Here is a 21,772-nt window from a genome sequence, read left to right on the forward strand (position 1 = left end):
GTGACGGCGATATCTCAGCTCGTTCCGTCTCCGATTTGAACGAGAACGAGGAATTGGGATGTAGCAGACAAGGCGTACGAAGGTACGCCAAATGCTCTGCGGTGCCGATGACTTGGTCCCATAGTGAAAAATCCACACCACGCGTGTGTCATCAAGGCACGGAAGACGAAGGCGTACGAAGGTACGTCGAGTCTTCCGTAACGCAGATGACACTCCGTGGTGTGGATTTTTGCCCTAGAAGGTGGAGGCGTAATAGGCCGCCCCTACAATGCCCGCGTCGTTGAGGAGCTGGGCGGGGACGATGGGGGTTTTGATGTCGATGTAGGGGAAGAACTTGTCGCTCTTTTTGCTGACGCCGCCGCCGACGACGAAGATGTCGGGGCTGAAGTAGTGTTCGAGAAGGTGATAGTACTTGGTGAGGCGCTTGCCCCATTTCTTCCAGGTGAGTTCCTTGGCGCTGCGGACGGAGTCGGCGGCGTATTTTTCGGAGTCGCCTTTGTCGTCGAGGAGGAGGTGGCCGAGTTCGGTGTTGGGGACGAGGACGCCGTTCATGATGAGGGCGGTGCCGATGCCAGTGCCGAGGGTGGTGGCGATGACGAGGCCCTTGACGTCTTTGGCGGCGCCGTATTGGGCTTCAGCGAGGCCGGCGGCGTCGGCGTCGTTGACGACGTGGACGGTGCGGCCGGTTTGTTCGCACATGAGTTCGTTGATGTCGACGCCGACCCAGGACTGGTCGAGGTTGGCCATGAAGTCAAGGGGACGGCCGGGCTTGACGGGGGCGGGGAAGGCGATGCCGATGGGAGTGCCGTCTTCGACTTCGTAGTGGTCGAGGATCTGCTTGACGATGCCGGCGACGGCGATGGGGGTGGATTCTTCGGGGGTGGGGATGCGGAGGCGCTCGCAGGCGAATTTGCCTTCGCCAAGGTCTACGGGAGCGCCTTTGATGCCGGATCCGCCGATGTCGATGCCGAATGCCTGTGCGGTTTCAATCATGTGTCTTCTCCTCAACGAGATTGATCGGTTGGCCCGCATTGCGAACCTGTATGAACGAATGTACCACCGGCGGGGGCGGTTGCGGGCCGTGTCGATCGGTTTTATGCGTGGTTGTGGGAGAAGGTACGGCGTAGGTTCTCGTGCATGAGGATCATGAGGAGGAGGATGACGCCGAGGTAGTAGGGGTAGAGACCGATGGTGATGTGGTTGGCGATGAGGCCGAAGAACGGTGGCGCGGCGAGGCTGCCGACGTAGGCGCAGGCCATTTGGACGCCGATGACGGCTTGGGATTTGTCGGCGCCGAAGTAGGCGGGGGTGGAGTGGATGACGCAGGGGTAGATGGGTGCGCAGCCGAGGCCGATGGTGATGAGTCCGATGAGGGGGATGATGGTGTTGCCGGCGGGGATGGCCATGAGGATGACGCCGCAGCCGACGAGAACCTGGCCGATGCGGATCATGACGTGGTCGGGGAAGCGCATGGTGAGGAATCCGCTGAGGGCGCGGCCGGCGGTGATGCCCATGTAGAAGAGGCTGGCCCAGGCGGCGGCCTGTTCGGCGTCGATGCCGCGGCCGAGCACCATGTAGCTGGAGGCCCAGAGTCCGGCGGTGGTTTCGACGGCACAGTAGCAGAAGAACATGACGAGGATGGATTTGGCACCGGGGATGGCGAGTACGTCGAGGGGACTGAGTGCCTTGTGGGGTGTGGTGTCGTTGGCTGTGTCGGCCTGGTCGGCACTGGGATCCGCGGTGTTGTCGCTGCGGGTTTTCCAGAGGGGCAGGCTGATGAGAATCAGTGCGGTGAGCACGACTTGGAGGATGGATACCCAGCGGTATCCGGAGTTCCAGGTGTGGCCGCCGGTGAGTGCGTAGTTCATGATGTAGGGGCCGGCGGATGCGCCGATGCCCCACATGCAGTGCAGCCAGCTCATGTGGCGGCTGGTGTAGTGGAGCGCCACGTAGTTGTTGAGGGCGGCGTCGACGGCTCCGGCACCGAGGCCGTAGGGGATGGCCCAGAGGCAGATGACCCAGAAGGCGGGCGCGAAGGAGAATCCGGCGAGCGCGAGCGCGGTCATGGCGACGCTGATGGCGGTGACTTTGCCGGCACCGAGTTTGAGGGTGAGCCGGTCGCTCATGAGTGCGGAGACGATGGTTCCGGCGCTGATGATCATGGAGATCATGCCGGCGTATGAGACGGGGACGTCGAATTGCGGGTACATGACCGGCCATGCGGAGCCGAGGATGGCGTCGGGTAGGCCGAGGCTGATGAACGCGACGTAGATTACGGCGAGCAGCAGGTTGCCCATGGGTCTCTCCTTGTTGGGATCGGTACATGCCGTCGTCATTGATGGGTGAAACGCACCTAGGGCATGTACAAACGTACATGCCCTAGGTTAGAACGTTCCATGCGCGAGACACGCCGTAAAACCTACCAAACGGAAGGTAATTTTCGTTGACGTTGTCAGCCGATCGACGTCAACGACGTGGCCACCGCTATTGCAGTCCCAGTCGGCCGCTCTTCCAGGGACGATGCAGTTTGCGGTCGATGCCGCGCATACGCCACATGCGGTTCTGGGTGTCCACATCACTGAGCAGGTATCCCGCCACGAACGGTCTGCGGAATCCTTCGAAGTCCACGCCATGGCCGATCTCGCCGTAGGCACGCATGCATGCCACGTTCGCGAACTCCTCGGCGAGCAGTTCATGACGCCGGTCGGGATCGAGCGAGTCGTCGCATTCGATAAGCCACTGGCGGATCGAAAAAACGCCACGGATACGACGCTCGTCGATCAGCTTCATCATCGATTCGATGATGCGCAGTCGGTTCGACCAGATCATGTCGCGCAGCACGTCGGCCTCGAATCCGAGGTATGTGGTGCCCGATGCGTCGGCGGCATCCTCGAGTTCGGCCGCCGCCTGCTCCTCGAGCCACTGGAATCCCACGGTACGATAGGCGGCCAGGGCCAGGGATGCACGCCATGCCATGGTGTCGGGATGGTTCTGCGCCACCTTGGACGCCACGATCTGATACGGCTCCTGCAGCGTGGAGTCGGTGAACTCCTCCACGGTACGCTTGCCGGGACGGTAGATCGTGTGGGCGGTGCGGCGCAGTCGCACCACGCTCGACTCGGCTACGCGATGGCAGATCTTGGCGAACTTGGTGGGGTCGAGGCTGGCTCCGCCCACGAGGAATCCGTCGATGCCGTATCGGCGGATGATCGACGCCGCGTTATCCGGCTTGATGGATCCGCCGTACAGGATGCGCACCTTGGCCGCCACGTCGGCGCCGAATGTGGCGTTGATGAAGTCGCGGATGTCGGCGAGCGCCGATTCGATCACGGTGGGGTCCGGCGGGGTGCCGGTGCCGATGCTCCATACGGGCTCGTATGCCACGATCACCTTGCTCATGTCCTCCGGGGAGAGGAGTCGCACGGCGGATACGAGCTGGTTGAGCGCGTAGTCGATGCCGATGCCGTCGTCGCGGCCGAGTTTGGTTTCGCCGATGCAGACGATGGGCGTCATGCCGCTGTCGAGCACCACGCGCATCTTGCGGTCGATCTTCTCGTCGTCCTCGGGGTGGTAGCGGCGTTGTTCAGAATGGCCGAGGAGCACGTATCGGCAGTCGAGCGCGGCGAGCATCTGGGCGCTGATGTCGCCGGTGTAGGCGCCGGCGTCGAGTTCACTTACGTTCTGGGCGCCGAAGAACAGTTCGCCGTTCAGGTCGGTTTTGCGCGCCATATCGTGAATGGCCAGCAGGCTGGTGAAGGATGGCAGTACGCCGGTTTCCACCCGGTTGACGACGGTGCCGGTCTCCTCCATCCGCCGGGCCCAGTTCTGTCCGGACCCGGAGTATTCCAGCAGCCATTGGCCGGCTTGACGGTGGTCAAGGTTCATTTTCCAGTTGCCGATGACCATCGGCGTGCGCAGCACGCTGTCGTTGTACTTCATGATCTCCTATGCACCCCAGTTTTCGATGACGGCCTGTCCCTTGTGGTCGCCGAGGACGACGTAGCGCGCCGTGCCGAGTTCGAATTTGCGACCTTCCGCGGCGGGCAGATCCACCCATGCCATGGTCACGAGTCGCAGGATGTGGGAGTGGGCCACCAGTAGCACGTCCTTGCCTTCGTCGGTGATGGCCTTGGCTTCGTCGGCGATCTTCTTTGCGCGGGCGAACGCCTCGTCGATCGTTTCGCCTTCGGTCAGATGCACGGCCACCTGTTCGCCGTCGGGAAGGGTCTCGACGCGTTCCTCCCCCAGCGACTCCGGCACGGACTGCGGTCCGTCAAACCAGAGGTTCCAGGCACGACCGAGCGCTTCGCCGATCTGTCCGCGGGTGCGACCTTCGGCACGGCCATAGTCCCATTCCATGAGTTCGTCACGGTATTCGGCGTCGAATCCGGCGAGACTCGCGGTTTCGCTGGCGCGCTTGAGCGGCGAGCAGTAGATGGCGGCGAATGGCTGCGGATGGGCGGCGCGCACTCGTTCTCCGGCTTCGACGGCCTGCTGGCGTCCGATTTCGGTCAGCGGCACGTCGGTGCGGCCGGTGTGCTGCCCGGAGACGGCCCAGTAGGTCTGTCCATGACGAAGAAGATACGCTTTTCCTGGCTTCATGATGTTTGCTTTCCTGTGTTGAGTTGGTGTTTGGTGTACTGCCGTGTACGTATGTGGTGCGGCCATCGCACGATGGCCGTATCCCCTTGGGGGCGTGCGCCGACGGACGTCGTTGCCCTCGGCGCATGATGTGTCGGGGTGCGGGCGTTCGCCCGCGTTTCCTCCGTTGGATGTCAGGCCACGACCGGGTCGAGCACTGACTTGTAGGTCACCTCGGTGGCGTGGCCGGCGCTGCCGAGCAGCTGTGCGACCTGCGCGACCTTGGCGGTCATGGCCTTGCGGCCTGCGGCGTTCCACTTGCGCGGATCGAAGAACTTCTTGCCTTCGCGGTGCGAGCGCTGCTTGCCGTCGGCGGCGACGAGGAACGCGTCGATGCCGTTGGTGAACTCGTACTGGGTGTCGGTGTCGACGTTCATCTTGACCACGCCGTCCTTGACCGCCGCACGCACATCCTCCTCGGACGATCCGGAGCCGCCATGGAACACGTACATGTTGCGCACGCCGGTCTTTTCGGCGATTTCGGAGAGCAGCTCGGGCTTGAGGTGCGGGATGACGGCGGTGCCGTGCGCGTTGCCGAAGGCGACGGCCAGCAGGTAGTCGTCCTCGTCGAGTCCGGCGTCGGTGAAGACCTTCTGGATCACGGCCACGTCTTCGGGAGTGGAGTAGACGGCCTGATCGGCGACGCCGTCCTCCATGCCGCCCCACTTGCCGCCGGCCTCGACCTCGAGTACGCCGTCGACGGCCTGGACCATCGGCAGCAGCTCCTTGATGGTGGCTGCGTTGTCGTGAATCTCGTCATGGGATCCGTCGAACATGAACGAGTCGAAGATCTTCTCCTCACCGGCGTCCTTGAGCTTCTTGAGCTCCACGAGCAGCGGCTTGAGCCAGGTGTCCACGTAGTCGGCGTGGCAGTGGTCGGTGTGCAGGATGATCGGCACGTGGTGGCTCTTGCGCAGATCGCGCATCATGCGACCGATGATGATCGACCCCTCGACCGGATCGCCCTTGGGGCTGGCCTGCTTGGCGCCGCCGATGCTCACCTGCACGAATCCCGCGCTGTGCGCCTGCTCCAGTCCTTCCATCGCCGCGATGGCGGTATCGAGGTTGCTGATGTTGATGGCAGGATAGGCATATCCCCCGTTGTGCGCCTCATCAAGCAGATGCTTGACCTCGGTGGCCGTCATCGTAAACGTGTTTCCGGTCGTTTCGCTCATATCCGTCCCCTTTTGGAACCATGTGGGAAATGCATTCATACGGGGGATTCCCATGCGCCCCCGCCATGACCCATGGTCCCACTTTCTGGTCTTGGTTTGCAAGCTCATTCGCATGCAATCGACGACAACGCCCAAAGCTCACATAATCAGCACTCAAGAGCTCACAAATACGTTCATGACGGTCGATTTGAACGAAGCAAACACACATAAATTCGCACAGAATCGAACGACACGCGAACACGAACGGAATCCCATGTGCGTTTCTGTGTTTCCTGAAGAAAAACCGCACATTAAAAACAAACATTTCTTGCGTCCGGCCCTGTCCACGACTTCGTTTTCAAGACCGGACGCCCTGCACAATACCTCGCAATACAACCACGACGGTCGCATCCGTTCGCGGAGACGAAGACCAGTCTCCGCGAACGAACACGACCGTCGGCGAATCTTGATTCGATACGCGCTCACGCCTTGGCCGAGCGACGGACCTTGGCAGGCTTCACCTCAAGATCCCGGACCTCCACGTCGGGAACGTTTTCGGCACGGGTCATGGCGCTGAGCGACCTGATGCGCAGGGATGCGATCAGGCCGATGCATGCGAGCACCGCGGCGAAGACGAATCCGAAACGGGAACCGGTGACGAACGCATGGGCGGAGTCGGCTCCGGCGGCGAGCGCACGGGACTCCCCCATGCCAAGCAGCAAGGTGGCCACGGCCGTGGCGATGGCTCCCCACACCTGCTGCAACGTATTGATGATGGTGCTGCCATCGGTGGCGAGCTGCGGCGGCAGGGCGGCCAATGCCGTGGACTGGGCCGGGCTCATGGTCAGCGGCACGCCGATCATCAGCACCACATGGGCGGCGATGATATACGCCACCGAACTGGTCGTGCCGGCCGCCATGAGCAGCGCCAAGCCGACGATGGAGATCGCCAGACCACTCCGCACCAGAATCTTCGGGCCGATCGCGTCGAACAGACGACCGGAGAGCAGTGACACCACAGCGTTGATCACACCGCCGGGCAGCATCACGAGTCCCGCCATGGCCGCAGGCACGCCCATGCCGTTCTGGATCTCCTGCGGCATGAGGTACATGGCGCACAAGGTGATGCCGAAGTTCATCATCACCACAACCGCGCCGGTGGTGAACTGCGGGATGGCGAACGCACGCAGGTCGATGACGGGAACATCCATACGCAGCTGCCGACGGCTGTAGAGCGCCACGGCGATCACGCCGACCACGAGGATCGTCACGACCGCGGCCGACATGCCGAATTCACTGATCAGGCTCACACCCAGCACCAGACCACCGAATCCGATCACCGAGGTCAGGCAGCTGAACACGTCGATGCACGGACGGGTGAGCGTGTACGGATTGACCATGAACACGATGGCGCACACCAGCGCAACCGCCGCCACCAGCGCGAAGAAGTAGAAGATCCAGCGCCAGCTGAGCGCACCGATGAAGAATCCGGACAGGGTGGGGCCGATGGCAGGCGCGAACATGATGATCAGCGTGGTGGTGCCCATCGCGGCACCGATCCTGTTCTTGGGGAACACTTCCAGCAGCACGGAGAACATCATCGGCAGCACCAGACCGGTGGAGACGCCCTGAATCATACGTCCGGCAAGCAACACGGGGAACACTGGCGCGAAACCCGAGATCAGCGAACCGATCAGGAATGCGCCCAGCGCCACGATCAGCAGGCTTTTGGCACGGAACCACTTCAGCAGCAATCCCACAAACGGCAGCACCACGCCGATCACCAGCAAGTAACCGACCACCAGCCACTGGGCGGTGCCGGCGGGGACGCCGAACGTCGTCATCAGACTGGGTAGCGCGATGTTCATCGACGTTTCGCTCAACATGCCCAGGAACGCGCCCAGGTACAATCCCAGCATCACCAGCGTGGGGTGCTTCACATCCACACGCGCCTTCATCATTTCCGAGTTCTGCCGTGTTTCGGCCATGCTCGTCTCATCCTCCACATTGTCAACATCCGCGTCCGAGCATGACGGAGCACGCCGGCATGATGCGCAGGCGAGATGTGATCGTCAATGGATTTCGGACGCTATTTGCCGCAGGCCCTGGAGACCGCGGCGGCTATCGCATCGATCGTGGAGATCATGGATTCGATATCGTCCATGTTCACCGTGTCCGCCAGTTCCCGTTCAATGCGCTGACGGACACCGACGATGTACCGGTCGATGTAGTCCTCGCCGAGCGGCGTGGCGCGAATCAGCACCACGCGACCGTCGACGGGACTGGCCGTCTTCCTCAGCACACCCATATCGGTCATCTCGCGGATCGCGCGGGTGACGTTGGGCATGCGCATGCCGAGCGCATCGCCGATATCGGACACGCGGGAGCACCCGGTATCGTCACATGTGCGGGTCAGCGCGTCCAATACGCGAACGTGTATCGGACGTACGCCCTTCGGCAGTTCGGGCACCAGATTACGGGTCGACGCCGCGGTATCCATGGCGTGCAGAATCCTGTCAAGCAGGTTGATATCCATGACATCCACCATATCCCGATACCCACAGAACATGTACGGCACTGGTGACCGGATGGCTTCACGATCGATTTTTATTTATATGAGATAACTATCTCCGATAGATAGTTTACGACGGCGATGGACCATGCGACACGCCGATTGCTGAACATGGATTTGGTGTGCCGAATATGGTTCAGCCCCAACGACCCCGGATGCGATACCGACAGTGCGATACCGACGACCACGTCGTGCCGCATCCGGAAGCCCGACATCGCGCGGTATGGCGAGCGGTATGGCGAAGAACCTACGCCAATGCCTCGCGGACCGTGGCGAGAATGGCGCGCACACCGGCCTCGAACACGTCCGGCTCGGGCAGCAGCGACACCGCCAGATATCCGTTGGCCGTCATGTCGAAGAAGAATCCCGGCTGCGCGGTGGCGTGATGTCCGTGAATCAGCAACAACACCAGTTCGCTTTCGTCAATGGACGAGGGGAACCGCACCAGCACGTTCCAGCCGCCCTCCGCTCGGAGCACATTGACCACGCCTAACTCGTCCCCGTCGAGCAGTGCATGCAACGTGGCCAGATTCGCACGGGTCCGCTCCCGCACACGACTCGTCTGCGCGACCGCGTCCTTGAGCAGATCAGGGATCCGGTCGGCGATGATATCGCTCATCGGAAGGAAATCGTCGGCGATCACATCAAGCCTCGCCATGGCCTCGGCCACATCATCGTCGGGGCCGGACACCTGGATCCAGCCGACCTTGGCGTGCGGCGCGGCCAGCATCTTCGAGAATCCGTCGAGCGCAAAGGTGAGCACGCCACGCTCCCCCGCCAGCCGCGCGTTGCCATCGAAGGGTTCAAGCGCGTAATCATAGAACACCTCATCGGCGATGATCGCCACGTCGTGACGCGCACACAACTCCACCAACCGACGACGCTCCTCCGGCTTCACATAGGATCCGGTGGGATTGTTCGGATTGATCAGCACCAGTGCGCGAATGTCCGGAGCCTCATCATCCGTCGCGGATGCGTCCAGCAGCTCCTCGATCTCGGCGATGTCGATCATCCACGACCCGTCGTAGACCTGCGAATATTCCACGGCATCGACGTTCTCCAACCGGGCGATCGACTCGATCAGCGGATACCCAGGCTTGGGAGTGAGCACCGCGTCGCCGGGGTCGCACAGCAGCTTCATCAGCCACGAATACGCCTCGGACGTGGAGCTCAGCAGATACAGCCGATCCGGGTCGGCCGGGCGGTCATTCCGCATACCGTCAGCATCACCGACACCATCGCCGTCCGCGCCGCCGGCCGACAGGAAGTCGGCGAGCGCCCGTCGTGCCTCGGACTGACCGCGCGGGTTCGCCTCGTACACGCCGGGCACGCCCGCCGGCGCCAGCCCGTGACGGGTGGGATTGGAATCATTGAGCTTGGTCAGGGTCACGCCGTCGCGCCGGGCCTGCTGTTCGGCCAGGCTGATGGCGTTGGGGGATGACGTGTCGACGCGATGGGAGAAGCGCATGTCGGACCAGCTCGTTCACCGCTTCGGCGTGGTCGACGACGCCGGCGCAGAAGTCTTCAGCGGCGGCATCGGCTGCCAGTCGGGGTCGTGGAGCAGCTTGTGGGAGTCCCACCAGCCGCGGAAGATCTGCTTCAGACCGTTGCCGATATGACCGCGGTCCACGGCCACCAGACGGATGATCTCCTTGGCGATGGTGGCGATGGTACCCACGCCGAACAGGAAACCACGGTAGTCGCCGTGCGCCATGAAGTACCGGGCCATATAGCCGCGGTTGCGCAGAATGTGGTAACGGTTCATGTCGGAGGTGGAGTTGAGCTGGCGCAGGCCGCCGATATCCCAGTTGCCGATCTCGCGGGTGCGGCGCATCACGCGGTCGGGGACGATGATCGGATTGGTGACCTTGCTGGCGAGATACCCGTAGATCGTGTCATCCCAGTAGATGAAGAACCGGGGGTCGGGGAAACCGATCTGCTCCACGATGTTGCGACGGAACAGGCCGCCTTCGAAGCACATGGTGTTCATCACACGGTAGCCGGCGGGGCCGAATGCGGCCGGTGCGATCGGGTTGGGGATGCCCAGCGGCACTATGAAATGGTACTGCCAGTAGAACGGGCCGCCGTCGTAGTCGTATCGGCTGCCCTGGATCACGTCATGGGTCGGCATCCACTTGGCGAGCTTGGCCATGCCGTCGGGTTCGATGGCCACGTCGTCGTCCATCACCCAGAACCATTCGGCGCCGAGTTCGTATGCCTTCTTCACGCCGGCGGAGAATCCGCCGGATCCGCCGAGGTTGTCGGCCTGCGGCGCATACACCACGCGGTTGAGGTTGCCGTCGGTGTCGGCGATCGTCTTGCCCCACTGCGCGGTGACCTTGTCGGAGAATTCCTCAACCATGGCGCGAGTCTTGTCGGAGTGCTCGTTGTCGACGATCACGATGCGCCACGGCGCGATGGTCGATGCGAGGAACGAGGCGAACAGCGTCTTGAGGAGCTCCTGACGCTTGTAGGTCACCACGACGATGGCGAGCCTGTCCGTCACTTTCCTCTCCTTGCCGTTCTTCCTGCCGTTCGCAGCTGTTGTCTTGGCTGATGTGTTCTCGATCTTCTGCGCAGTCATACCGTCCATTGTGACACTGCCACGCGAAAAAACGGTCTGATATCACGTTCCAGATTCGTCCGATATCGAAAACCCGCCGCGAGGCCTGTTCCATGACGGCTCCTATGCTACAGTCGTGAACGAAGTTTCAGGGCGGGGCGAGATTCCCCACTGGCGGTAACGGCACGATCGGTTTTCACAACGGTCATAGCCGAAGCCCGCGAGCCGCGGAAGGCGGCCGATCCGGTGCGATTCCGGAGCCAACGGTGACAGTCCGGATGAGAGAAACGAGGTGCTCAGATGAGCGTATCTTCGCATACCGATACCCATTCCACAGGCGTGGCCGATTCCGGTCGCTGGTCCACCAAACACATTGCCGTCTACGCGTTGTTCGTGGCGTTGGCCATGGTCACCAGCTTCATCGAACTGCCGATCTTCCCGGCCGCACCGTATCTCAAGTACGATCCGTCCGGCATCGTCTGCCTGATCGCCGGCTTTGCGTTCGGCCCGTCGGCTGCCGTGGTTGTCAGCGTGCTCGGTTTCGTGCCGCATATGTTCGGTGATCCATGGGGTTCGATCATGGCGATCGCCGTGGCATTGGCGCTGAGCGTGCCCGCCTCGGTGATCTACAAGCGCTGGAGGACCCGCAAGGGCGCGACCGTGGGCATTCTCGCCGGCGCCGTGATCGCTTTGGCCATCGCGATCGTGGGCAATCTGCTGATCACGCCGATCTACGCGCATATGACGGTGGCTCAGGTGGCCGCCATGATCGTGCCGATTCTGCTGCCGTTCAACCTGCTCAAGTTCGCCATCCACGGCGTTGTGACCTTCCTGATCTACAAGCCGATCTCCGATCTGCTGAACAGGGTTCGCTGATCCCATCGTTCAGCCATTGCGGTATTTCACACTACGGTGTGCACGTCGTGAACCGATCGACGTGCACACCGTTCTTTGCATTCACCCTTGTCGACCATCCCCGCGAAAGGCGTTCCCGTGACCACTCCCATCCCCATTGCCGTGCTACAGAACGTGCGATTCAGCTACGACGGCGGAACGACGTGGGCACTGGATGACGTGAATCTCAGCATCGCCTCGGGTGAACGCGTGGCGATCGTCGGTGCCAATGGATCCGGAAAATCCACGCTGGGACGGATCATCGCCGGCCTCTCGGCACCGGATTCTGGCATCGTGAAACTTCTTGGACACTCAGTGTTTCACGATGATGCGCCCAACGCCGACGCCTATCGCGCAGCCCGACATGATATCGGAGCGGTGTTCCAGAATCCGGAGGATCAGATCGTCACCACCGTCACCGAGGACGATGTCGCCTTCGGCCCGGAGAACCTCGGTGTCGCCCGCGAACGGATCAGACAGCGCATCACCGACGCCCTGCAACAGGTCGGCATGGACGGCAGCGAGGCCAGGAATCCCACTCGCATGTCGGGCGGACAACAGCAGCGTGTGGCCATCGCCGGCATGCTTGCCATGAAGCCACGAATGCTGGTGCTCGACGAACCCACGGCCATGCTCGATGAGACGGCACGCAAGGATGTCATGCACGTGCTCGCGCAATTGCACGATCAGGGCGTCACGATCGTGCACATCACCCACCGCGAGGACGAGGCGTCGTCTGCCGATCGCATCATCCGCATGGAACATGGCCGCATCATCGACGACGTGACCCCCGCGACGGAGACGACCGATGCCGTCACGAACGACGATTCGCGCTCCTCGTCCGTATTCACGACGTCCGCCGCCTCTCCGAAGCAGTCGGGCGATGGCACCCCGATCGTCACGCTCGCCCATGTCTCCTTCGCCTATGACCAGCATTTCCCCATCTTCCAAAACATGAGTCTCAGTATCGACGCCGGTGAAACCGTGGCGATCATGGGTCGTAACGGCTGTGGCAAATCCACACTCACCCGGCTTCTGTGCGCGTTGGAGACGCCGGATCGCGGTGACATCACCATCGGCGACATCCCAGTGGCACGGGACAATGGTCGGCGTGCCGTGCCGTTGCGCCGCCGCGACCGTCATGCACTGCGGGAACGGATCGGATATGTGATGCAGCATCCCGAACGGCAGCTGTTCGCCGAAACGGTGGCGCAGGACGTGGCGTATGGTCCGCGCAATCTCGGCATTCACGGGGACGAACTCACCGACCGCGTATCGCAGACGCTGGATTCGCTGGGATTGTCCCATCTTGCCGACCGATCCCCGTTCGCCTTGTCCGGAGGACAGCAGCGCATGGTGTCGATCGCCGGCGTTCTGGCGTGCCGACCGCAGATCCTGATCATGGACGAGCCGACGAGCAGTTTGGATGCGACGTCGGCACTGCGCATTCACAGGCTGATCGCTGATCTCAAGGCGCAGGGCGTGACCGTGATCATCGTGACGCATGACGCCGACGAAGCGCAGCTCGCCGACCGCGTGATCATGCTCGACGGCCGGGATTCGATGGCCGTGGGCCCTGATTCCGATGTGACGCCGAACGATCCGGACCGCACTAGGTCCGCGAACGCGACCACATCCATAGCCGCCACGCCCGTCGTGACACGTCCATCGTTCATCGCCCTGCTTGACCCCCGCATGAAGATGGTGCTGTTCCTGATCATGATGTTCACCGCATTCGCAATCGGTACGCCGATGCAACTCGCGTTGGCCGCGATCGTCGTGGCGGCGATTCTGGCCGCTTCACGACTGGGGCCCTTGTCGGTGCTGCATTCCGTACGGGTGCTGCTCGCCCTGTTCGTGATCATGAGCGCACTCAATGTGTTCTTCGTCCGCACCGGCACACCGCTTGCCCATATCGGACCGATTCCCATCACCGATGACGGTTTGTGGACGGCGCTCGTGTATGCCGGACGTCTGGCGCTGGTGGTGATTCTCGGTGCGATACTGCTGGGTACGACCACGCCCGTACGGTTGACCGACGCATTTGAATCACTGCTGTCGCCACTATCGCGATTCGGCATGCATACCAGTGAGATCGCACTGACGATGAGTCTCGCGTTGCGGTTCATTCCCACGTTGACCAAAGAGATGCAGGATGTGATCGACGCCCAGTCAGCGCGCGGAGGCAGCGTGGAATCAGGCTCGCCGGCGCATCGCATTCGCGCACTGACCGCGATCATCGTGCCGGTGTTCGCCGGGGCGCTACGGCATGCCGACAATCTTGGCCTGGCGCTCGACGCCCGTTCCTACGAGGGCGGATCGCACCGCACGCATTACCGGCTGATGCGCGTATCAGGTCGCGATATCGCCTTTGCCTGTGCCGTCATCGTCTATCTCGCCGGTCTCGTCGCATTGGCGTTGATCGCATAATCCGGCATGGACGTGCATGACATGTGACGCATACGCAACAACCATGACAACACGACAAGGGGTGCGGTTCAGATCAGGTCTGAACCGCACCCCTTGTCAATCAGTACGCTGCCAATCAGTGCGATCATGCGATCACCGTGATTATGCAATCATCGTGATCGCTGTCGATCAGCCGTTCACTTGGCCTCTTCCGTACCGTTCTCGCCGGTATCGCCGTCGGAGACGCCCACCGGTTCGGCTTCGGCGGTGGAGGACTCGGACTCGTCCTTCGTCTCCTTCGCCGGTTCGGCATCCAGAATCGGCTTGCCAGTGAACGTGAACTCGCCGAGGATTCCCTCACCCTGCGCGTCCACGAACACGGCCTCGTTATCGCCGAGTTCACCGAGCAGGATCTTCTCGGAGATGGCATCCTCGATGTCGCGCTGGATCACGCGGCGCAGCGGACGAGCGCCCAGCAGCGGATCGAAGCCCTTCTCTGCGAGCAGGTCCTTGGCCTTATCGGTCAGTTCGATCGACATGTGACGCTCGAACAGGCGGTCGTTGAGACGCCTGACGTCGAGATCCACGATCTGGCGCACCTGCGGCTCGGTGAGCTGACGGAACACGATGATGTCGTCCAGACGGTTGAGGAACTCGGGACGGAACTGCTGCTTGAGCTCCGAACTGACCTGATCCTTCATGCGCTGGTAGCTCGTCTCCGTGTTGCCGCCCACGTTGAAGCCGGTGTTCGCGGCCTTGGCGATGTCACGCGTACCGAGGTTGGTGGTCAGGATGATGATGGTGTTCTTGAAGTCCACCTTGCGACCCTGGCCGTCGGTCAGGTGGCCGTCGTCCAGCACCTGCAGCAACGTGTTGAAGATGTCCGGATGGGCCTTCTCGATCTCGTCGAACAGCACCACGGAGAACGGCTTGCGACGCACCTTCTCGGTGAGTTCGCCGCCCTCCTCGTAGCCGACGTATCCCGGAGGCGCGCCGAACAGACGCGATGCGGCGTACTTCTCGGAGAACTCCGACATATCCACGCGGATCAGCGCATCCTCGTCGTCGAACAGGAACTCGGCCAGCGCCTTGGCCAGCTCGGTCTTGCCCACGCCGGTGGGGCCGGCGAAGATGAACGAGCCGGAAGGACGCTTCGGATCCTTGAGGCCCACACGGGCACGACGGATCGAGCGGGACAGCGCGGTAACCGCATCGTCCTGTCCAATGATGCGCTTGTGCAGCTCCTTCTCCATGCTGAGCAGCTTCTTGGATTCGGCCTGCGTGAGCTTGAACACGGGGATGCCGGTGGTGGCGGAGATCACCTGGGCGATGACGTCCTCATCCACGGTCATGGACACGTCGGACTCGCCCTCGCGCCAGGACTTCTCCTTCTCCTTGCGTTCGCCCTCGAGCTTCTCCTGACGGTCGCGCAGCTCGGCGGCCTTCTCGAAGTCCTGGTCCTTGATGGCCTGGTCCTTCTCCACGCTCACCTTGGCGATCTTGGCGTCGATCTCCTTGAGCTCCGGCGGCGCGGTCAGACGCTTGATACGCAGACGGGCACCGGCCTCGTCGATCAGATCGATGGCCTTGTCCGGCAGATTGCGGTCCTGAATGTACCGGGCGGACAGCTCGGCGGCGGACTGCAACGCACCATCGGTGATGGTCACGTGATGGTGGTTCTCGTACCGTTCGCGCAGACCCTTGAGGATCTCGATGGTCTCCGCGATCGTCGGCTCGGGCACCTGGATCGGCTGGAAACGACGTTCGAGGGCCGCATCCTTCTCAATGTACTTGCGGTACTCCTCGGTGGTGGTGGCGCCAATGGTCTGGAGCTCGCCACGAGCCAGCATCGGCTTGAGCATGTCGGATGCGCCCAGCGCACCGTCGGCGGAACCGGCACCGACGATCGTGTGGATCTCATCGATGAACAGCACGATGTCGCCGCGGGTCTTGATCTCCTTGAGCACCTTCTTAAGGCGCTCCTCGAAGTCACCACGATAGCGGGATCCGGCCACCATGGAGCCCAGGTCCAGCGAATAGACCTGCTTGCCCTTCAGCGTCTCGGGGACATCACCCGCATTGATCTTCTGCGCGAGGCCCTCCACGACGGCGGTCTTGCCGACGCCCGGCTCGCCGATCAGCACAGGGTTGTTCTTGGTGCGGCGGGACAGCACCACCATCACACGTTCGATCTCCTTGGAGCGGCCGATGACCGGGTCAAGCTTGCCGGCGGCCGCCTCCGCGGTGAGGTTGCGGCCGAACTGATCGAGAATGGCGGAACCGGTCTGGCTGCCCTTGTTCTGCACGCCGCCGGCATTGGCCAGATCGCCCTTGTCACTGTCGGAGCCTTCGTGGCTGCCGCGGATCAGATCAATGGTGGCGGTGCGCAGCTCGCCCAGATCCACATCCATCTTGATGAGCACCTGGGTGCCCACGCCCTCACCCTCGCGAATCAGGCCAAGCAGGATATGCTCGGTACCGATGTAGCTGTGGCCCAGCTGAAGGGCCTCGCGCAGGCTCAATTCGAGCACCTGCTTGGCATGCGGAGTGAATGGAATGTGTCCGTTCGGAGCGGCATTGCCCTTGCCGATCATCTCCTCCACCTGCTTGCGGGTGGCGTCAAGCTCGACTCCCTTGGAAGCCAGAGCCTTGGCGGCCACGCCCTCACCCTCGCGAATCAGGCCAAGCAGCAGGTGTTCCGTACCGATGTAGTTATGCTGGAGCGCACGTGCCTCCTCCTGGGCAAGCACAATGACGCGCCGCGCACGGTCGGTGAACCGTTCGAACATGCTTTGTCCTCCCTAATAAAACTCTGTATCACTCTACCGATTTGCAGTGACGAACATTCCTCCGCTCTCACATATTGCGCTGTAAACGCAAAAAGACCGGCGGGCACGGCCAAGGCTCCATCATCTTCAATGCTCCGTCGACTATGCTGATGAGTACGACGACGTGAATCAGGAGGTGCATCATGACCAACGATGGCATCCACATCAACGGGGGAACGACGGCCAACGAAGGACTCAAGGACATCGTGGTCGGCGTGGATGGTTCGTCCGAATCCTTCGCCGCCTTGCGTTGGGCGTTGAACGAGGCAGGCAAGACCGGTCAGCATGTGAATGCGGTGTTCGGCTGGACCCACTCATGGGATACGAGCTCCGAGCCGGACGACGACGAATCATGGAAGAAGGTCCGCCACGAGATCGCCCACACGCTGCGAGGCTGGGTGGACAAGGCAGCCAACGGCATTGACTTCAATCCGGAGAATCTCAAGCTCACTTCGGTGAAGGCGTCCGGTTCCACGGCGTTGCTGCAGATCGGCGCGGATTCCCAGCAGATCGTGGTCGGACGACGCAATCTGAATCGAGTCGCACGCTGGTTCCTCGGTTCATCGTCCGCATCCCTTGCCGAGGAGGCGAAGGTGCCGGTGACCGTGGTGCGCGGGGATGAGGACAAGGACTCCCCCATATCCGTGCAGGACAGCATCGCGCGCACGCTTGATCCGGAAGGATTCGCCGGGCATGATCTTCGTCCGGTGGTGGTGGGTATCGATGGGTCCAAGACGTCGAAGCGCGCTCTGGATTTCGCGATCCATGCCGCTTCGATCGATGGCCGTCCGCTGCATGTGCTGTTCTGTTGGCAGATGAAGGATCTGGGCGCGATCGAAGGATACGAGACCACGGTGCCGTCCATCGCGGTAGGCCAGCAGCGTGCCGAGGAGATTCTGGCCTCGGTGACGGAACATGTGCAGCTGCCATCGAATGTGACGATGACGACCAGTGCCTTCCATATCGCCGCCGGCAAGGGATTGGTCAGCGCCTCGCGTTATGCGAATCGCGTGATCGTGGGTTCGCGCGGGCTGTCCGGCCTTGACGCGCACTTCCTGGGGTCCGTTTCCCGGCAGGTGGTGGACGAGGCCGAGTGCACCGTCACCGTGGTGCACTGAAACTGAAGTGCACTGATCAGTGCACTGATCATTCCGTTCAGTCCGATCAGTCCTCAGTCAGTGTAATTAACGGCGAGAGTGATTAATGGCGGTGGCGTCGAGTGTTGTTGACGCCACCGCCGATATGTCATGAGTCGGTGAATTGGATTGGTCTGAGTGACTAGTCGTCATCACTGACTAGTCGTCATCACGATCGGGCATCTGGGACAGGAACATGATGACGTTGCCGTTGCGCACGCCCAGATAATGGCCGTTGTCGTCAAAGGTTCCGGACTCGGCTTCTTCAGCGTTCTCGATGGCTTCGATGTCGCCTCGTTCCTCACGCGGAGCCTGCTCGACGATGTCGATATGCATGTCATCGTAGGCCGGCTTGGACTGAATCCACAGATTGCTCGGCTCCGGAGGCTCGATCTCGGAGTGCTCACCGCAGCCGTGGTCCCGGGAGACGACGCGACCGTCGTCCGGACTCCACTTGTTGGCGCAGACGCCGAACATGAGATTCAGCTCGCCCTGAAGGGGGATGAAGAATCCACACGTCTGGCATGCCAGGCCATCGGCGGTCTTGGTGGACAGCGACTTGGGGCCATGGGGGCCGGAGTACCAGCGCTCCGCAGCCTGCGCCCGACCGAGTGGGGTCAGCACCCTTCTGCGGGACAGTTCGAACTCGTTGGCCACACGAACCTTTGAGGCGAGAGGTTCATCCGTACCGGCAGACGTGGCAGCGGTCTCATCAGTTGGTTCCGACTCGGCCGACGACTCGCCTTGCTCGCCGTTCTCCTTCTCCGAAGAGGCATCCGAATCCGGCTGTCCTTCGGCATCCCGCCTCTCGCCCGGTTCCGTCGGCTTGTCCGATTCGCCGGCCGGCTCTCCGTCCGTTTCCTCCGGCTTGGCCATCTCGGCTTCGGCGGCCTCGGAATCGAATCCCTCCTCAAGACGGGGATCATCGGGCTCCGTGCCAAGAGAATCGGTCACCGCCAGATCGGACGGCAGCAAACGGTCCTTCCACGGTATCCACTGCGGCGGCATGAGCGAATCCTCACCTGGGATCAGTGATGATTCGCTGACCGTCCAGACTCCACGATCCTCATCGTGGTACAACATGACCGACCACTGCCAGCCTTCATAGCCGGGGATATGAGCGGCGAACCGGAAATCGGAAACCCCGTCCTCCAGCTCATGCACGACAAGGAAATCGCCGACCTGCGTATCATCATCGGCCACTTCATAGGCCACGGCATGCGCCATGAGACGCGGATCGGTCACGGCCGTCTCGACGTCGTTCATGACGTCCTCATTCGTGTTATCGGTCACGAGGCATCAGTCCTGAATGTCGAAGTTATCCGCCACGGCACGCAGCAGGGTGGCCAGTTTTTTGGATTCCGCCTGCGACGGGTAACGATGGCGACGTAGCCCGTTGCCGGCAGCGTCGAGCAGCTTGATCAGATCCTCCACGATCGCGGCCATATCGTCCGGCTTGGGACGACTCGCCTTGACCATGGACGGCATGGGGGCGGCCACGGTCACGCCCATGGCCTGAGGGCCCTTGCGTCCGTCGACCACCGAGAACTCCACCTTGGCACCCTTGCGCAACGTAGTGGTGCCCTGAGGCAACGCCGTGGCGGGCATGAACACGTCCTTGCCATCGTCACCGGTGATGAAGCCGTAGCCTTTTTTCGCGTCATACCAACGAACTTTTCCGCTGGGCATACTCAATACACCTCACTGATTACGACAGTCGATCTCTTTGGAAACCGGCTTTGGGCATGCTTACGCCACAAAGCCAAATTACTATTCTATCCTAAGCCTTCGTCGACTGTACGCTCTCAGAGGGATTCTCGTTGGCCGGAGCCGAATGCGGGGCATCCGACGAGGTCGGCTCCACCTCCACGATGGGGATGATCACCGTGAACGTCAGACCGCCGCCATCCGTTTCGGACGCGCAGATCAGACCGTGATGCGCCTTGACCGCGGACTGTGCGATGGCCATGCCCAATCCCGTGCCGCCTTTTTCGCGTGCTCGCGATGGATCGGCCGTATAAAAGCGTTCGAAGATCATCTGTCGGGACTGCGGGGCCATGCCCGGACCGTGGTCGATCACCCTCATGACGGCGAACCGCTGACCTGATCCGGTGGAGGCAGCCACCTGCACCGCCTGGATGAACTGGTCAAGCGAGACATCGGTGGACGGCATCTTGCCGAGATCGACATGCGGCAGGGATGCGGTGAGCACGGAGACGCCCATCTCCACTGGGGAGTCCGATGGTGTGTATCGGTGGATATTGCCGACGATGTTCGTAATGACCTGACGCAGCCGGGCCGGATCGCCCTGGGTCAGGATCGGCTCAAGCTTGCCTTCCGTGAATTCGAGTCGGGCGGGTTCCGGTGCGGTACCGTCCGCGGCGACCAGCGGCGCTTCGGATCCGGTTACCGTCACGCTGCCAAGGCGGATCACGCGTTCGGGATCCAACGCATGTAGGTCCTCCGCGGAATCCGCGATGATGCCATTGAGCTTGACCTTCTGATTCAGATCGATGCCACGCCCTTCGTCCATGCGCGCCAGGGACAGCAGATCCTCCACCAATGCCGCCATACGGGTGCTGGACTTCTCGATGCGATCGATCGACTCATCCGCGCGTTCAAGAGCACCGGGATAATCACGCTGCATCTTGTACAGTTCGGCATAGCCGTGGATCGCGGCGAGCGGCGTACGCAGTTCATGACTGGCGTCGGATACGAACCGCTTCATCTTGTCGGTGGTCTCCTGCTGTTCGCGGAAGCTCTGCTCGATGCGTGCAAGCATCTGGTTGAGCGATGCGGACAGTGACCCGACCTCGGTGTTCTCCGGTGCCGACGGCACACGCTGTGACAGGTCGCCATTGGTGATCTTCGCCGCGGTCTTCTCGATGCGTTTGAGTGGCAGCAACGTTCGGTCCACGGCGATGGTGGCCATCACCGTGGCGAACACGATGGTGGCGATGCCGACCACCAGAAAGTACTTGGTGATGATGCCAAGGGTGTCCTGCATATCGTGCAGGGACAGTCCGATCAGCGCCACGCCACGAATGACCCCACCGCTATCGGGGTCCTTGACCGTGTACTGCAGCGCGACCACGCGCCATGGCGACATGGCCATCTTCAATGACGATCGGCTCACGGACCCGTCCCCCACTTGCACCTGGGCGTCCGTGGTGAAGGGCCGTCCGAACTGGATACCGTCAAGACTGCCCGATGCCGGCAGCTTCGGCACCGACGCCACGCTACCCTGCAGTTTCGGCACCAGTGGCGTGCTCTCGATGTTGTAGTCCGCGTCACGGAACTGCACGAAGTACATGTTGCCGTTCAACGTACTGCTGTTGTCGGTGCGCTGCAGCTGATCGATGTTGTTGATCACCAGACCGGCCTGATTCGTCAGCTGGGTGTCGGTCTTGTCGATGATATAGGCGCTGACAAGCTGACGTACCGCGAACGCGATCACGCATCCGGATACCAGCAGCAGCACCAGAATGATCGAGACCAGTTTGGTGGACAACGACACGGCGTCAAGATGCCGCATGAGAGGATTCTCACGACGGGTTGCGCTCGATTTCGCTCCC

General features: G+C 61.9%; 16 protein-coding genes and 1 riboswitch. Of the genes, 3 read left to right on the top strand and 13 right to left on the bottom strand.

Annotated features, from left to right (window positions below):
- Positions 1 to 234 precede the first annotated feature (234 nt).
- The 9 genes from ppgK to BTIS_RS03590 all read right to left on the bottom strand — a co-directional run bounded on the left by ppgK (position 235) and on the right by BTIS_RS03590 (position 10,960).
- Positions 235 to 993: a polyphosphate--glucose phosphotransferase gene (ppgK, locus tag BTIS_RS03550; RefSeq protein ID WP_094662716.1), complete on the bottom strand. Its 759-nt coding sequence runs from the start codon at positions 991 to 993 to the stop codon at positions 235 to 237.
- A gap of 101 nt (positions 994 to 1,094) precedes the next feature.
- Positions 1,095 to 2,297 carry an MFS transporter gene (locus BTIS_RS03555; RefSeq protein ID WP_094662718.1) on the bottom strand — a complete coding sequence of 401 codons (1,203 nt, stop codon included), beginning with the start codon at positions 2,295 to 2,297 and terminating at the stop codon, positions 1,095 to 1,097.
- A 187-nt stretch (positions 2,298 to 2,484) separates the two neighbouring features.
- Positions 2,485 to 3,939, bottom strand: coding sequence for a triose-phosphate isomerase (gene tpiA / locus BTIS_RS03560; RefSeq protein WP_094662720.1), 1,455 nt, complete (start codon positions 3,937 to 3,939; stop codon positions 2,485 to 2,487).
- A 6-nt stretch (positions 3,940 to 3,945) separates the two neighbouring features.
- Complete coding sequence (locus BTIS_RS03565) at positions 3,946 to 4,602, bottom strand: histidine phosphatase family protein (RefSeq protein ID WP_308810402.1); 657 nt, start codon at positions 4,600 to 4,602, stop codon at positions 3,946 to 3,948.
- Between the two features lie 173 nt (positions 4,603 to 4,775).
- The gene (locus BTIS_RS03570) at positions 4,776 to 5,816 is read right to left on the bottom strand and encodes a class II fructose-bisphosphate aldolase (protein ID WP_158216824.1); all 1,041 of its coding nucleotides are present in this window, start codon (positions 5,814 to 5,816) and stop codon (positions 4,776 to 4,778) included.
- A gap of 461 nt (positions 5,817 to 6,277) precedes the next feature.
- On the bottom strand, positions 6,278 to 7,783 hold the full coding sequence (locus BTIS_RS03575) for an MDR family MFS transporter (protein ID WP_094662726.1): 1,506 nt from the start codon (positions 7,781 to 7,783) through the stop codon (positions 6,278 to 6,280).
- 101 nt (positions 7,784 to 7,884) lie between these two features.
- On the bottom strand, positions 7,885 to 8,331 hold the full coding sequence (locus BTIS_RS03580; protein WP_158216825.1) for a MarR family winged helix-turn-helix transcriptional regulator: 447 nt from the start codon (positions 8,329 to 8,331) through the stop codon (positions 7,885 to 7,887).
- A gap of 283 nt (positions 8,332 to 8,614) precedes the next feature.
- Positions 8,615 to 9,835: a pyridoxal phosphate-dependent aminotransferase gene (locus BTIS_RS03585; protein ID WP_094662730.1), complete on the bottom strand. Its 1,221-nt coding sequence runs from the start codon at positions 9,833 to 9,835 to the stop codon at positions 8,615 to 8,617.
- A 15-nt stretch (positions 9,836 to 9,850) separates the two neighbouring features.
- Entirely contained in the window at positions 9,851 to 10,960 is a 1,110-nt protein-coding gene (locus BTIS_RS03590; protein WP_094662732.1) for a glycosyltransferase family 2 protein, read from the bottom strand.
- Positions 10,961 to 11,070: 110 nt separating this feature from the next.
- A riboswitch (FMN riboswitch) is annotated at positions 11,071 to 11,224 on the top strand.
- 6 nt (positions 11,225 to 11,230) lie between these two features.
- On the opposite strand from BTIS_RS03590, the gene BTIS_RS03595 reads away from it, so the two are divergent.
- Both BTIS_RS03595 and BTIS_RS03600 read left to right on the top strand, forming a co-directional pair.
- Positions 11,231 to 11,806 (top strand): ECF transporter S component, encoded by a 576-nt coding sequence (locus tag BTIS_RS03595; RefSeq protein WP_094662734.1) that lies wholly within the window; start codon positions 11,231 to 11,233, stop codon positions 11,804 to 11,806.
- Between the two features lie 117 nt (positions 11,807 to 11,923).
- The gene (locus BTIS_RS03600; RefSeq protein ID WP_094662736.1) at positions 11,924 to 14,254 is read left to right on the top strand and encodes an energy-coupling factor transporter ATPase; all 2,331 of its coding nucleotides are present in this window, start codon (positions 11,924 to 11,926) and stop codon (positions 14,252 to 14,254) included.
- A 176-nt stretch (positions 14,255 to 14,430) separates the two neighbouring features.
- Here the strand turns inward: BTIS_RS03600 and BTIS_RS03605 are convergent, their stop codons facing one another.
- Positions 14,431 to 17,022, bottom strand: a complete 2,592-nt coding sequence (locus BTIS_RS03605; protein WP_094662738.1) for an ATP-dependent Clp protease ATP-binding subunit — start codon at positions 17,020 to 17,022, stop codon at positions 14,431 to 14,433.
- Positions 17,023 to 17,204: 182 nt separating this feature from the next.
- Here BTIS_RS03605 and BTIS_RS03610 point away from each other — a divergent pair, with 182 nt between their 5' ends.
- Positions 17,205 to 18,179 carry a universal stress protein gene (locus tag BTIS_RS03610; protein ID WP_094662740.1) on the top strand — a complete coding sequence of 325 codons (975 nt, stop codon included), beginning with the start codon at positions 17,205 to 17,207 and terminating at the stop codon, positions 18,177 to 18,179.
- 177 nt (positions 18,180 to 18,356) lie between these two features.
- Here BTIS_RS03610 and BTIS_RS03615 read toward each other — a convergent pair whose 3' ends face one another.
- The 3 genes from BTIS_RS03615 to BTIS_RS03625 all read right to left on the bottom strand — a co-directional run bounded on the left by BTIS_RS03615 (position 18,357) and on the right by BTIS_RS03625 (position 21,732).
- Positions 18,357 to 19,463, bottom strand: a complete 1,107-nt coding sequence (locus tag BTIS_RS03615) for a DUF3027 domain-containing protein (RefSeq protein WP_094662742.1) — start codon at positions 19,461 to 19,463, stop codon at positions 18,357 to 18,359.
- 33 nt (positions 19,464 to 19,496) lie between these two features.
- Complete coding sequence (locus BTIS_RS03620; RefSeq protein WP_094662744.1) at positions 19,497 to 19,886, bottom strand: cold-shock protein; 390 nt, start codon at positions 19,884 to 19,886, stop codon at positions 19,497 to 19,499.
- Between the two features lie 91 nt (positions 19,887 to 19,977).
- Positions 19,978 to 21,732, bottom strand: a complete 1,755-nt coding sequence (locus BTIS_RS03625; RefSeq protein ID WP_094662746.1) for a sensor histidine kinase — start codon at positions 21,730 to 21,732, stop codon at positions 19,978 to 19,980.
- Between the last annotated feature and the right edge of the window lie 40 nt (positions 21,733 to 21,772).

It is taken from the genome of Bifidobacterium tissieri (assembly GCF_002259645.1).
In the GTDB taxonomy this organism is placed as follows: Bacteria; Actinomycetota; Actinomycetes; order Actinomycetales; family Bifidobacteriaceae; genus Galliscardovia; species Galliscardovia tissieri.